Genomic DNA, 12,696 nt, shown 5'->3' on the forward strand with positions numbered 1-12,696 from the left:
CATCATTTTTCAGAGAGTCCGAACCATGGCTTACCAAGCTCAGGAAATCTTCTTCCGCTCCAACGCCCCGGTCACCGTCGACGAGGACAAATGCATCGCGGAAAAGGGCTGCACGGTGTGCGTAGACGTCTGCCCGATGGACCTGCTGGCGATCAACCCGGCCACGCAAAAGGCCTACATGGCGTTCGATGAATGCTGGTACTGCATGCCGTGCGAGAAGGATTGCCCGACGGGGGCGGTGAAGGTCGACATCCCCTATTTATTGCGTTGACCCTAAATCCACTGTGGGAGCGAGCCTGCTCGCGAAAGCAATCGTTCATTCAACAATGATGGTGACTGAACCGCCGCCTTCGCGAGCAGGCTCGCTCCCACGTTGCAATTGTGATTATCCAATAGCCATCCGGTGAACCCCGGACGCTGAATGCAAAACACCCCTCGTTTCCCACCGCGCCCTGATCGCGGCGGAGACGAACTTCAAACAAATGATTCGAGGGGAAACACTCATGTTGCGTGCAGCACTCGCCGGTCTGGTACTGGCTTCATTCACCTTGTCGGCCTCGGCCGAAACCATCCGCATCGCCATCGGCACCCAGGACACCACCATCAACTGCGCCGCCGGCGGCCTGTTGATCCGTGAACTCGGTCTGCTGGAAAAATACCTGCCCCACGATGGCGCCTACAAAGGTGCGAAGTACGACGTGCAGTGGAAAAACTTCACCAGTGGCGCGCCGCTGACCAATGAGATGGTCGCCGGCAAGCTCGACTTCGGTGCCATGGCCGATTTCCCCGGTGCGTTCAACGGGGTGGCATTCGAAACGGCGGGCAAGCATAGCCTGTTCATCAGCGTGCTGTCGGGCAGCATCAAGGGCAGCGGCAACGGCATCGTCGTGCCGAGCGCTTCGTCGGTGCAAAGCCTGAGCGAACTCAAGGGCAAGACCATTTCGGTGCCGTTCGCCTCGACGGCTCACGGCATGTTGCTGCGCGCCGTGGCAGAGCAGGGCTGGGACCCGCTCAAGGATGTCAACATCATCGCCCAGCCACCGGAAGTCGCTGGCTCGGCATTGCAGGCCGGCAAGATCGACGCCCACGCCGATTTCGTGCCCTTCGCCGAGCTGTTCCCGAGCCGTGGTTTCGCCCGCAAGATCTATGACGGCGCCCAGGCCAACGCGCCGACTTTCCATGGCGCACTGGTGGATCAGGCCTACGCCAAAAAGTACCCGGAAATCGTCGTCGCCTACCTGCGTGCGAGCATCGAAGCCAACCAACTGCTCGCCGCCGAACCGGAGAAGTACAGCGAACTGATCGCCAAGGTCACCGGGGTCGATGCCGAGGTCAACTACCTGTTCCATGGCCCGCTCGGCGTACAGACCCGTGACCTGAGCTGGAAACCTGAATATCGCCAGGCCGTCGGTACCGCCATCGATACCCTGAAGCTGCTGAAGAAAGCCGATCGCGGGCTCGACCTGAACAGCTTCATCGACGACCAGTACATCCGCGCCGCGTTCAAGGCTTCGAACCTCGATTACACCGCGCAACTGGTCAACTACGCGCAGACGCCGTTGCCGGGTGTGGATGCGGCGACGGGCAAAGCCATCACCGACGTCAGCCATGTCGCGGAGATCTGGGTGCGTGGCGAGGAAAAAGTCCGCCGTTACGGCTCGGCTGAAGCGGCCTTCACCGCGTTGGCAGGGTTGAAGCAGGAGGGCAAGAACATTCGTGCGGTGTATGCGCAGGCCAGTGACAGCGGGATCAAGTTGCTCGCTGAACAGGCGTGGTTTGCCAGCGACGCCAAGGGCCGCCTCAGCGCATTTCTGCTCAAGGGCCAGGCCCAGCAATACGCTGCGGGGCAGGGTGGCAAGGTGTTCGACTTCAGCGATGCCACTGCGCAGGTTGTAGCTGCGCGCTGAAGATCAAAAGCCCCTCACCCTAACCCTCTCCCGGAGGGAGAGGGGACTGACCGAGTTGTCGTTGAGAGATACGCCGACGTGAAGTACCGAGTCGAACTCAGGTCGTGAAAAGCACGCAAATCGGCTCCCTTTCCCCCTCGCCCCCCTGGGGGAGAGGGCTGGGGTGAGGGGGTAAATCTCGGCCATCACACAGAACCCGAACTGGAAACCGGACTATGAAAACACCGTTGCGCTGGACATCAAGAGCCGCCTCACTGCTGCTCTGCCTGCTCTTCTGGCAACTCGCCGCCAGCCACCACTGGAACCTCGGCCTGGTCACCTTTGCCAACGTGCCGACGCCACTGGCGGTGATCGAAGCCGCGCTGGGCCTGGGCGACTCGGGCAAACTCTGGCAGCACCTGAGCAGCAGCCTCGGCCGAGTCTTCGCCGGTTACGTGGCGGCGTTGATCATCGGCATCGCCCTGGGCCTGGCCATCGGCCGGTCGAAATGGGCCGAAGACATTCTGCTGCCACCACTGGAGGTCCTGCGCCCGATCCCCGCCGTGGCGTGGATTCCGCTGGCGATCCTGATGTTTCCATCCTCGGAATTGTCGATGGTCTTTATCACCTTCACCGGCGCGCTGTTCCCGATCCTGCTTAACACCGTGCACGGCGTCGAAGGCGTCGATCCACGCCTGATCGCCTCGGCAAAAAGCCTCGGGGCAGGGCGCCGGGCGATTCTGCTGGAAGTAATCCTGCCGGGCGCTGCGCCGAGCATCATTACCGGCCTGGCGATCGGCATGGGCACTTCGTGGTTCTGCCTGGTGACGGCGGAAATGATCTCCGGGCAGTTCGGTATCGGTTACTACACCTGGGAGTCCTACACCATTCAGAACTACGCCGACATTGTTGTCGGCATGCTCCTGATCGGCGTGTTGGGCATGGGCAGCAGTTGGCTGATCAAACGTCTGGGCGGCTTGTTCACGCCTTGGCATCGACCGCGAGGCAAAGCCTGATGAGCGTCATGCAAACCCCGGAAGGGCGGATCGACATTCGCCAGTTGTCCATCGTCCTCGGCCAGGGCCGCGAAGCCTTCGAAGCGGTGCAGGGCCTCGATTGCCAGATCGAACCCGGCCAGTTCGTGTGCATTCTCGGCCCGTCCGGTTGCGGCAAGTCGACCTTGCTTGGCGCCCTGGCCGGACACTTGAATGCCAGTACCGGCAGCTTGAAAGTCGACGGCAGCGCTGTGACCGGCCCGTCGCCGCAGCGTGGCATGGTGTTTCAGCACCACACGCTGTTCCCGTGGCGCACGGTGCGCGACAACGTCGCCTTCGGCCTGAAGATGCGCGGCGTCGCCAAGGCTGAGCGGCATCGCGCGGCTGATGAAATCCTCAAACTGGTCGGCCTCGAAGGCTTCGCCGAGCGCTGGCCGGATCAACTCTCCGGAGGCATGCAGCAGCGGGTGGAGATTGCCCGGGTGCTGGTCAATCGCCCGCGCCTGTTGCTGATGGACGAGCCGTTCGGCGCGCTGGATGCGCTGACCCGCTTGAACATGCAGGAACTGCTGCTGGACATCTGGACGCGCATCCGCACCACCGTGGTTTTCGTCACCCATGACATCGACGAGGCGCTGTTTCTAGCCGATCGCTTGCTGGTAATGAGCGCGCGACCAGGGCGAATCATCGAAGACTTGCCTCTGGACTTTCCACGCCCGCGTACCAATGAACTGGTGACCAGCCCCGAGTTCGCTCGCCTGAAACGCCATTGCCTCGACCTGCTGCGCCACGACAACGACCGACCGCTGCCGCGCCTCAATCCGCTCGGCCTGCCTCCTGAAAACCCTTTGCCGCGATTCGCCCTATGACCTCTATTTTTGCTGTGACCGACAACGAAGACATCCTCGCCCTGCAACCGCGCCTGACGGCGGAAGACCCGGGCGTGCGGCGCATTGCCCTGATTGATCTGGCCGATCTGGAGGAACCGGATGGTTTGCTCTGGCTGGTTGATCGACTCCGGCAGGATCCCGCCGAGGACGTTCGCGCTGAAGCCGCACGATTGCTCGAAGCGTGGGAGGATGAAGCGGTCGTGCAAGCCTTGTGCGAAGCGCTGACGGATCCGGCGCCCGCCGTGCAATCGGCGGCGGCGCAAAGCCTGAGCCTGCTCAAGACTGCAGCGGCGGGGCGGGTCATTCTGCCGTGGACCGCACATGCCGATGTCAGTGTGCGCATCGCCGCCTTTCGGGCGTTACGCGAATTGCGCTTTGCCGAGGCCGCGCCGGCTGCCGTCGCCGCGTTGGAGGACACCGATGCCAATGTTCGGCGCGAAGCGGTCGGTGTGCTCGGCTGGCTCAAACAGCTCGACGCGCTGCCAGCTCTGGCGCAACTGGCCAGCGACGACCCGGACACCGAAGTGCGTCGCGCCGCGACCGGTGCGCTGGGTCTGGCCAGTGGCGCCGAAGTATTGCCAGCGTTGCGCCAGGCTTTGCGCGACCCTGCCTGGCAAGTGCGCGAAGAAGCTGCGACCACGCTGGGCAAGGTTGGCCACAGCGACGCCGGCCCGGCCTTGGTCGAAGCGCTGAGCGATGATTACTGGCAAGTGCGCCTGCGCGCCACCCGAAGCCTCGGCCGCTTGCGCTTCGTCCCGGCGCTGGACGCGCTGATCGACACCCTCGGCCACCGTATCAGCAATCTGCGCAAGGAAGCCGCGCTGGCCCTCGGTGAATTGAACGATCGCGGCGCTGTTGCCGCGTTACAGGCGGCGCAGGACGACGGCGACCCGGAAGTGCGCAAAGCCGTGCGCATCGCTCTGAGTCAATTGCAATGAATCCGCTGGCGGTGGGCAACTCGCAGAGTGCGCGCACGTTGCGCCTGAGCTGGCCGGACGGGCGCGAATCGTTGCTCAAGCATGCCGATCTGCGCCGGCAATGCCCGTGCTCGCAATGCCGCGCATTTCGCCTGCGTGGCGTCACGCCGCTGGTTGATGATCGCGTGCGCCTGATCGAGGTCAATCCACAGGGTTATGGCGTGCAACTGGTGTTCAGCGATGGCCATCAACGCGGGATTTACCCGTGGGCGTACCTGGCGCAACTGGGTTCCTGACCTTATCCGATGATCGTTCCCACGCTCCGCGTGGGAATGCAGCCCGTGACGCTCCGCGTCACTGGACGCGGAGCGTCCCTTGAGGCATTCCCACGCGGAGCGTGGGAACGATCAGATCGCAGCCTTCGGCAGCTGCCTGCGTCGGCTTGCGCCGACTGGCGGTTCTTGTCAGGCATTTCCCACAGGAGTACAAATGTACTCCATGACGAACCTCACTCCCCGCCGTACCGCCATTCTGACCTTTATCCGCGATCGCATCGCCGAGCACGGTCAGCCCCCAAGCCTCGCTGAAATCAGCGAGGCTTTTGGTTTTGCCTCGCGCAGCGTGGCGCGCAAGCATGTGCTGGCGCTCACCGAAGCCGGTTTCATCGAGGTCAATCCGCATCAGGCCCGGGGCATTCGCCTGCTCGGTCAGCCACCGCGTCCGGAGCTGCTGGAGATCCCCGTACTTGGTCGTGTTGCCGCCGGCGCACCGATTGGCGCCGATGCCGATATCCATAACCGTTTGCTGCTCGACCCGGCGCTGTTCTCCCGTACCCCGGATTACATGCTGCGGGTGCAGGGCGACTCGATGATCGAAGACGGCATTCTCGATGGCGATCTGGTCGGTGTGCGGCGCAATCCCGAGGCGCTGAACGGCCAGATCGTCGTTGCGCGTCTGGACGGTGAAGTCACCATCAAACGCTTCGAACGGGTCGGGGATGAAGTGCGCCTGCTGCCGCGCAACCCGGCCTATCAGCCCATCGTTGTGCGTAACGATCAGGATCTGGCCATCGAAGGCGTGTTCTGTGGTCTGGTGAGGCAAGGCTGATGGGCGCCGTCGTTGCGTTGGATACGCTGTTCAATGGCGGCCAGGTCTGGCGCGGCCGGCCTGCGCCACCGGCGGCGAGTCCGCAGCCGACCGGGCATGCGGGACTGGACGCAGCTCTGCCCAGCGGCGGCTGGCCGGAAGCGGCGCTGAGTGAAATCCTTCTCGCCGGCCCCGGTGTCGGCGAGCTGCAGCTGGTCTGGCCAACCCTGGCGCGATTGTCCGCGGCCGGTGAGCGCATCGTGCTGGTGGCGCCGCCGTTCGTGCCGTACCCGCAGGCCTGGGCCAATGCCGGAGTCGATCTGCGCCAGTTGTCGGTGATTCAGGCCAGCGAGCGCGATGCCTTGTGGGCGGCGGAGCAATGCCTGCGCTCGGGCAGTTGCGGCGCGGTGCTGTGCTGGCCGAACAAGGCCGATGACCGAGCCTTGCGGCGTTTGCAGGTAGCGGCGGAAACCGGCCAGACCCTAGCCTTTGCCTGGCGCCCGTTGAGCGAGGCGGTCAACCCGTCACCGGCAGCGTTACGCATAGCCATCGATGCCAAACCGGCGCAGCTACGCGTACTCAAATGCCGTGGCGGGCTGGCGCGTGCTACGCCGATTGCCTTTGCCGTGGGGCACTGATCGTCATGCGCTGGGTATGTATCCTGTTTCCGCAATTGGCCCTCGACGCCGTGCTGCGTCAGCGGCCCGACCCTGAAGAGCCGCTGGTCCTGCTCAGCGGCCCGGCCCAGCGGCGGGTGCTGCAAGCGGTTAATCCGGCGGCACGCAAACTGGGCCTGCGTCCTGGCATGTCGATGACCGCCGCGCAAGCCATGAGCAAAGGCTTTGCCACCGCCGATTACGAGGTGGCCGAGGTCGAGCACTGGCAGCAGTTTCTCGCCGCGTGGGCCTATCGCTTCAGCGCGCAGGTAAGCGTGCATTATCCGCGTACCGTGGTGTTCGAGATCGAATCCAGCCTGGGACTGTTCGGTACCTGGCCGCAATTTGAAGCTCGCCTGCGCCAGGAGTTGAAAGACCTGGGCTTTCGTCATCGCATCGTCGCCGCGCCGAACCCGGTGGCGGCGCGAGTGCTGGCCAATGCCTACGATGGCTTGGTGGTGCCGGACGGTGAGGCTTTGCAGCATCATCTCGGGCAATTGCCGGTCGACCGCGTCGGGCTGGAGCCGAATGTAGCCACGGCGTTGTCGCGCATGGGCCTGCGCAATCTCAGTCAGGTGCAAAGCCTGCCACGCCAGGCACTGGCCCGGCGTTTCGAAGCGCAGATGCTCAAGCACTTGGATACGCTGTTCGGCGCACGCCCTCTGGCGCTGGCGTTCTATCTGCCGCCCGACCGTTTCGATATCCGCATCGAACTGAATTTCGACGTGCAATCCCATCAAGCCTTGCTGTTCCCGTTACGGCGCTTGACCGGCGATTTGTCGGCGTTCCTCTGTGGGCGCGACAGTGGCGTGCAGCGTTTCGATTTGCTTCTGGAACACGCCGGGCTGCCGGACACAGTGATCAAGGTCGGCCTGCTCAGTGCCGAACGTGACGCGGCAATGCTGTTTGAACTGGCCCGTGGCCGGCTGGAGCAAGTCCAGGTCGAAGCACCGGTGCGTGGTTTTCGCTTGCGCGCCGAAGACCTGCCGAGTTTCGTTCCGCAGTATCAGGAGCTGTTCGACGACCGCCCGCAGCAGACCTTGCCCTGGGAGCAATTGCGCGAACGCCTGCGCGCACGGCTGGGTGATGACGCGGTGCAGGGGCTGCGCTTTCAGGCCGATCATCGCCCTGAGTGCGCGTGGCAGAGCGCCGTCGACAAGCAGCCTTGCACGGGGTTGCCCAGCGTGCAGCGTCCGGGCTGGCTGCTCAACGAACCGCAAAGCGTGCCGGAAGGTTCGGCGCGGATTCTCATGGGGCCGGAGCGCATCGAATCCGGTTGGTGGGACGGTGGCGACGTGCGGCGTGATTACTACCTGATCCAGAACCGCGCCGGTCAGCAGGGCTGGGCCTGGCGGGCGGTGGGTGAGGGCGGTCCGCTGTGGCTGCAAGGCTGGTTCGCATGAGTGCCGATTACGCCGAACTGCATTGCCTGTCGAACTTCAGTTTCCAGCGCGGAGCCTCGAGCGCGCTGGAACTGTTTCAGCGGGCGAAAAAGCACGGCTATCAGGCGCTGGCGATCACCGACGAATGTACCCTGGCCGGCATCGTTCGTGCGTGGCAAGCGGCGAAGTCCGTTGAGTTGCCGTTGATCATCGGCAGCGAGATACGCATCGACAACGGCCCGAAACTGGTGCTGCTGGTGGAAAACCTTGCCGGTTATCAGGCCTTGTGCGGCTTGATCACCCAGGCTCGGCGGCGTACGCAGAAAGGCCAGTATCAGGTGCAGCGGGAAGACTTCGCCGAAGCGCTGCCGGGTTTGCTGGTGTTGTGGGTGCCGGATTCAGTGGATGACCGGGAAGAAGGGCGCTGGCTGAAACAAATCTTCGGCGACCGCCTGTGGCTCACGGTGCAACTGCATCGCGGGCAGAACGATCAGCAGCGACTATCGGCATTGTTGGCTCTGGCGGCTGAGTTGCAGATTCCAGCCGTGGCCAGCGGCGATGTGCACATGCACGCCCGGGGGCGCCGTGCCTTGCAGGACACCATGACCGCGATCCGTCATCACGTCCCCGTGGCCGAAGCGGGTCTGCGCCTGCACCCCAATGGCGAGCGGCATTTGCGTTGCCTCGATGAGCTGCGCGCCCTGTATCCGCCGGACTTGCTCGAAGCGTCGCTAAAACTGGCCAGACGCTGCACCTTCGATCTGAGCGAGCTGCGCTATCAGTACCCGAAAGAGCTGGTGCCCGAGGGCCACAGTGCCAGTTCCTGGTTGCGCCATCTGACCGAGGAGGGCATTGCCTGGCGCTGGCCGCAAGGGCCTCAGGCCAAGGTGCTCAAGCAGATCGATGACGAGTTGCAATTGATCGCCGAGCTCGGCTACGAAAGCTATTTCCTCACCGTGCACGACGTGGTGCGCTTTGCCCGCACACAGAAAATCCTCTGTCAGGGCCGTGGTTCGGCAGCCAACTCGGCAGTGTGTTTTGCCTTGGGCATCACCGAGATCGATCCGGAGCGCACCACGCTATTGTTCGAACGCTTCATGTCCAAGGAGCGCAACGAACCGCCGGACATCGATGTCGATTTCGAGCACGAGCGCCGCGAAGAAGTCCTGCAATACGTGTTCAACCGTTACGGCCGGCGACGTGCGGCGCTGACGGCGGTGGTCAGCACCTATCACGCCACCGGTGCCGTGCGCGATGTGGCCAAGGCCCTCGGCCTGCCGCCGGATCAGATCAACGCGCTGGCCGACTGCTGCGGGCGCTGGAGCGATGAGACGCCGCCGCTGGAACGTTTGCGTGAAGGCGGCTTCGACCCGGATAGTCCGGTGCTGCGCCGGGTGCTGAGCCTGACCGGGCAACTGATCGGCTTCCCCCGGCATCTGTCGCAGCATCCCGGCGGTTTTGTGATCTCCGAGCAGCCGCTGGACACCCTGGTGCCGGTCGAAAACGCGGCAATGGCCGACCGCACCATCATTCAGTGGGACAAGGACGACCTCGATGCGGTCGGCCTGCTCAAGGTGGATATCCTCGCCTTGGGCATGCTCAGCGCGATTCGCCGCTGCTTCGACCTGCTGCGCCGGCATCGTGATCTGAACCTGACGCTCGCGACGATCCCCGCCGAAGACAAACCGACCTACGAAATGATCAGCCGCGCCGATACCGTCGGCGTGTTCCAGATCGAGTCGCGGGCGCAGATGTCGATGTTGCCGCGCCTGAAGCCAAAGACCTTCTACGATCTGGTGATTGAAGTGGCGATTGTCCGGCCCGGGCCGATTCAGGGCGGCATGGTTCATCCGTATCTGCGCCGACGTAATAACGAAGAGGCGGAAACCTATCCATCGCCGGCGCTCGAAGTCGTACTCAAAAGAACCCTGGGCGTGCCGTTGTTCCAGGAACAGGTCATGCAGATCGCCATCGTCGCTGCCGACTATAGCCCCGGCGAGGCCGATCAGTTGCGCCGCTCGATGGCGGCGTGGAAGCGCCATGGCGGACTGGAGCCGCACAAGGAACGCCTCGCCGCCGGCATGAAAAAGAACGGCTACACACCCGAATTCGCTGCGCAGATCTTCGAGCAGATCAAGGGCTTCGGCAGTTACGGCTTCCCCGAATCCCACGCCGCCAGTTTCGCCTTGCTGACCTACGCCAGTTGCTGGCTCAAGTGTCACGAGCCGGCGGCGTTTGCCTGCGCATTGATCAACAGTTGGCCGATGGGCTTTTACAGCCCGGACCAGATTCTGCAGGACGCGCGGCGGCACCAATTGCAGATCCGTCCGGTGGACGTGCGCGCCAGTGACTGGGATTGCAGCCTTGAGCCGCTGAGTGCCGGGCAACCGGCGATTCGCATGGGCCTGCGCATGATCAAGGGGTTTCGCGAAGAAGATGCCCGGCGCATCGAAGCCGCGCGCCGCCACGGAGCCTTTGCCGATGTCGCTGACCTGGGTGAGCGCGCCGCCCTCGACAGTCGTGCGCAGGCCTTGCTGGCAGACTCCGGCGCCTTGCGCGGTCTGGCCGGGCATCGTCATCGTGCGCGTTGGGAAGTGGCCGGGGTGCAGAAACAACTCGGCCTGTTCGCCGGCCTGCCCAACGAGGAAGAAGTCAAAATCGTCCTGCCCAAACCCAGCGTTGGCGAAGACTTGCATGCTGATTACGCCACGGTGGGGACGACGCTGGGGCCGCACCCGTTGGCATTGTTGCGTGGCGAGTTGCAGGCCCGGCGCTGCCGCAGCTCGCGCGAATTGATGGATATCGAACATGGCCGGCCGGTCAGCGTGGCCGGGCTGGTCACCGGCCGACAGCGACCCGGTACGGCCAGCGGGGTGACGTTCGTGACCCTGGAAGACGAGTTCGGCAACGTCAACGTGGTGGTCTGGCGTGACCTGGCCGAGCGTCAGCGCCAAGTGCTGGTGGGGTCGCAATTGCTCAAGGTCGACGGCCGCTGGGAACGCGAAGGCGATGTGCGCCACCTGATCGCCGGGCGCATGAGCGACCTGAGCCCGCTGCTCAACGGCATTCATGTGCAAAGCCGCGATTTTCACTGACCTTTGTGGGAACGAGCCTGCTCGCGAAAGCGCAGTGTCAGGCAATGACGATGTTGACTGTGCCGCCGCCTTCGCGAGCAAGCTCGCTCCCACAGGGATTTTGGTTGCGATGAAGATGGTTGATCGGGCCCGGATCAGTGTGGGAGCGAGCTTGCTCGCGAAAGCGCAGTGTCAGGCAATGACGATGTTGACTGTGCCGCCGCCTTCGCGAGCAGCCTCGCTCCCACAGGGGTTTTGGTTGCGATGAAGATGGTTGATCGGCCCCGGATCAGTGTGGGAGCGAGCTTTCTCGCGAAAGCGGACTGTCAGGCGATGACGATGTCGAACGTGCCGACGCCTTCGCGAGCAAGCTCGCTCCCACAGGGATTTTGGTTGCGATGAAGATGGTCGATCTGCCCCGTATCAGTGTGGCAGCGAGCCTGCTCGCGAAAGCGCAGTGTCAGGCGATGACGATGTTGACTGTGCCGGCGCCTTCGCGAGCAAGCTCGCTCCCACAGGGATTTTGGTTGCGATGAAGATGGTCGATCTGCCCCGTATCAGTGTGGGAGCGAGCCTGCTCGCGAAAGCGGACTGTCAGGCGATGACGATGTTGACTGTGCCGCCGCCTTCGCGAGCAGGCTCGCTCCCACAGGGACTTTGGTTGCTCTGGAGATGGTCGATCTACCCCGTATCAGTGTGGGAGCGAGCCTGCTCGCGAAATCGCAGTGTCAGGCGATGACGATGTCGAGCGTGCCGCCGCCTTCGCGAGCAGGCTCGCTCCCACAGGGGTTTTGGTTGCGATGAAGATGGTCGATCTGCCCCGTATCAGTGTGGAAGCGAGCCTGCTCGCGAAAGCGCAGTGTCAGGCGATGACGATGTTGAATGTACCGCCGCCTTCGCGAGCAAGCTCGCTCCCTTTTTGGCTGTTTATTCAAAATCGAGATAAATCAAAAGGCTGCACCTTTGGGCCGAAGGCAGATATTCTGCGCTTCACACCGGTACGGGAACCCGATCAACTCCATGGCCAGCCACTGCCAGGATGAATTGCCCGACGCCAAAGGAGTGTTCGAATGAGCGAAAAGAAGCTGGAAACCACGGTCGATCGCGTCTACCAAGGGGTTTATGCGGCGATCAGCAAGCGTTCGTTGCGCCCGGGCATGAAGCTGGGTGAGGCCTCGCTGGCCGAGCTGTTCAATGTCAGCCGCACCTCGGTGCGGGCTGCGCTCAAGCAATTGGAAGCCGATGGTCTGGTCACCACTGAGCCCAACAAAGGTGCATCGGTGTCGCTGCCCAGTGACGCAGAGCTGCGTTCGTTGTTCGAAACCCGGCGGCTGATCGAGATCGGCATCGTCACCGAACTGTGCCGGCGTAAAGACAGCGTTGCCATGCAGGACCTGCGCGAGCACTTGTTACTGGAAGATGCCGCGCATGCTGCCGGCGACCATGAACGACTGATCCATTTACTCGGCGAGTTCCACCTCAAACTGGCGCGCAGCCTGAACAATCCGGTACTGCTCGACTGGTTCCAGAAGCTGATCTCGCGGGCCTCGCTGTATGCCGCCGCGCTCGATGATGACAGTCATCAAGCCTGCCGCGACGATGAACACCTGCGTTTGCTCGAGTACATCGAAGCCGGCGATCAGAGCGCCGCGATCGAACTGACCTGTACGCACCTCAACGGAATCGAGAAAGCGATCCTCGACGTCGCGGCAAAAATGAAAACCGGCTATCACCCACTCAAGCACTTGATTGGCGTCTGAATGGCTCTGCGTCGCAAATTGGCTATACCTGCGATGAAACCAATGCGTTT

General features: G+C 63.1%; 12 protein-coding genes. All 12 read left to right on the plus strand.

Annotation, left to right across the window (positions count from 1 at the left end):
• Nucleotides 1-25: 25 nt before the first annotated feature.
• The 12 genes from ACYSTU_RS25845 (at nt 26) to ACYSTU_RS25900 (ending at nt 12,646) form a co-directional block, all read left to right on the plus strand.
• On the plus strand, nt 26-271 hold the full coding sequence (locus ACYSTU_RS25845) for a 4Fe-4S dicluster domain-containing protein (RefSeq protein ID WP_003225615.1): 246 nt from the start codon (nt 26-28) through the stop codon (nt 269-271).
• 232 nt (nt 272-503) lie between these two features.
• On the plus strand, nt 504-1,907 hold the full coding sequence (locus ACYSTU_RS25850) for an ABC transporter substrate-binding protein (RefSeq protein WP_499002466.1): 1,404 nt from the start codon (nt 504-506) through the stop codon (nt 1,905-1,907).
• A gap of 215 nt (nt 1,908-2,122) precedes the next feature.
• The gene (locus ACYSTU_RS25855) at nt 2,123-2,902 is read left to right on the plus strand and encodes an ABC transporter permease (protein ID WP_024012709.1); all 780 of its coding nucleotides are present in this window, start codon (nt 2,123-2,125) and stop codon (nt 2,900-2,902) included.
• Nucleotides 2,902-3,750 carry an ABC transporter ATP-binding protein gene (locus tag ACYSTU_RS25860; RefSeq protein WP_264365045.1) on the plus strand — a complete coding sequence of 283 codons (849 nt, stop codon included), beginning with the start codon at nt 2,902-2,904 and terminating at the stop codon, nt 3,748-3,750. The genes ACYSTU_RS25855 and ACYSTU_RS25860 overlap by 1 nt, the downstream gene beginning before the upstream one ends.
• The gene (locus ACYSTU_RS25865) at nt 3,747-4,709 is read left to right on the plus strand and encodes a HEAT repeat domain-containing protein (RefSeq protein WP_264365046.1); all 963 of its coding nucleotides are present in this window, start codon (nt 3,747-3,749) and stop codon (nt 4,707-4,709) included. Before ACYSTU_RS25860 ends, ACYSTU_RS25865 begins: the two co-directional genes overlap by 4 nt.
• Nucleotides 4,706-4,984 (plus strand): DUF971 domain-containing protein, encoded by a 279-nt coding sequence (locus tag ACYSTU_RS25870; RefSeq protein WP_264365047.1) that lies wholly within the window; start codon nt 4,706-4,708, stop codon nt 4,982-4,984. The genes ACYSTU_RS25865 and ACYSTU_RS25870 overlap by 4 nt, the downstream gene beginning before the upstream one ends.
• Nucleotides 4,985-5,177: 193 nt before the next feature.
• Complete coding sequence (lexA, locus tag ACYSTU_RS25875) at nt 5,178-5,795, plus strand: transcriptional repressor LexA (protein ID WP_076563218.1); 618 nt, start codon at nt 5,178-5,180, stop codon at nt 5,793-5,795.
• Nucleotides 5,795-6,412, plus strand: a complete 618-nt coding sequence (gene imuA / locus ACYSTU_RS25880; protein WP_024012713.1) for a translesion DNA synthesis-associated protein ImuA — start codon at nt 5,795-5,797, stop codon at nt 6,410-6,412. The genes lexA and imuA overlap by 1 nt, the downstream gene beginning before the upstream one ends.
• 5 nt (nt 6,413-6,417) lie before the next feature.
• On the plus strand, nt 6,418-7,833 hold the full coding sequence (locus tag ACYSTU_RS25885) for a Y-family DNA polymerase (RefSeq protein WP_122610544.1): 1,416 nt from the start codon (nt 6,418-6,420) through the stop codon (nt 7,831-7,833).
• Nucleotides 7,830-10,907, plus strand: a complete 3,078-nt coding sequence (locus ACYSTU_RS25890; protein WP_264365049.1) for an error-prone DNA polymerase — start codon at nt 7,830-7,832, stop codon at nt 10,905-10,907. Before ACYSTU_RS25885 ends, ACYSTU_RS25890 begins: the two co-directional genes overlap by 4 nt.
• Nucleotides 10,908-11,611: 704 nt before the next feature.
• Nucleotides 11,612-11,929 carry a hypothetical protein gene (locus ACYSTU_RS25895; RefSeq protein ID WP_499002472.1) on the plus strand — a complete coding sequence of 106 codons (318 nt, stop codon included), beginning with the start codon at nt 11,612-11,614 and terminating at the stop codon, nt 11,927-11,929.
• A 27-nt stretch (nt 11,930-11,956) separates the two neighbouring features.
• Nucleotides 11,957-12,646 carry a GntR family transcriptional regulator gene (locus tag ACYSTU_RS25900; RefSeq protein ID WP_024012714.1) on the plus strand — a complete coding sequence of 230 codons (690 nt, stop codon included), beginning with the start codon at nt 11,957-11,959 and terminating at the stop codon, nt 12,644-12,646.
• Nucleotides 12,647-12,696 lie beyond the last annotated feature (50 nt).

It is taken from the genome of Pseudomonas glycinis (assembly GCF_054871425.1).

What these genes read in the sequence shown, in the direction of transcription:
- ACYSTU_RS25845 (WP_003225615.1), top strand. Translation starts at nt 26, where the DNA reads ATGGCTTACCAAGCTCAGGAAATCTTCTTCCGCTCCAACGCCCCGGTC.
- ACYSTU_RS25850 (WP_499002466.1), top strand. Translation starts at nt 504, where the DNA reads ATGTTGCGTGCAGCACTCGCCGGTCTGGTACTGGCTTCATTCACCTTG.
- ACYSTU_RS25855 (WP_024012709.1), top strand. Translation starts at nt 2,123, where the DNA reads ATGAAAACACCGTTGCGCTGGACATCAAGAGCCGCCTCACTGCTGCTC.
- ACYSTU_RS25860 (WP_264365045.1), top strand. Translation starts at nt 2,902, where the DNA reads ATGAGCGTCATGCAAACCCCGGAAGGGCGGATCGACATTCGCCAGTTG.
- ACYSTU_RS25865 (WP_264365046.1), top strand. Translation starts at nt 3,747, where the DNA reads ATGACCTCTATTTTTGCTGTGACCGACAACGAAGACATCCTCGCCCTG.
- ACYSTU_RS25870 (WP_264365047.1), top strand. Translation starts at nt 4,706, where the DNA reads ATGAATCCGCTGGCGGTGGGCAACTCGCAGAGTGCGCGCACGTTGCGC.
- lexA (WP_076563218.1), top strand. Translation starts at nt 5,178, where the DNA reads ATGTACTCCATGACGAACCTCACTCCCCGCCGTACCGCCATTCTGACC.
- imuA (WP_024012713.1), top strand. Translation starts at nt 5,795, where the DNA reads ATGGGCGCCGTCGTTGCGTTGGATACGCTGTTCAATGGCGGCCAGGTC.
- ACYSTU_RS25885 (WP_122610544.1), top strand. Translation starts at nt 6,418, where the DNA reads ATGCGCTGGGTATGTATCCTGTTTCCGCAATTGGCCCTCGACGCCGTG.
- ACYSTU_RS25890 (WP_264365049.1), top strand. Translation starts at nt 7,830, where the DNA reads ATGAGTGCCGATTACGCCGAACTGCATTGCCTGTCGAACTTCAGTTTC.
- ACYSTU_RS25900 (WP_024012714.1), top strand. Translation starts at nt 11,957, where the DNA reads ATGAGCGAAAAGAAGCTGGAAACCACGGTCGATCGCGTCTACCAAGGG.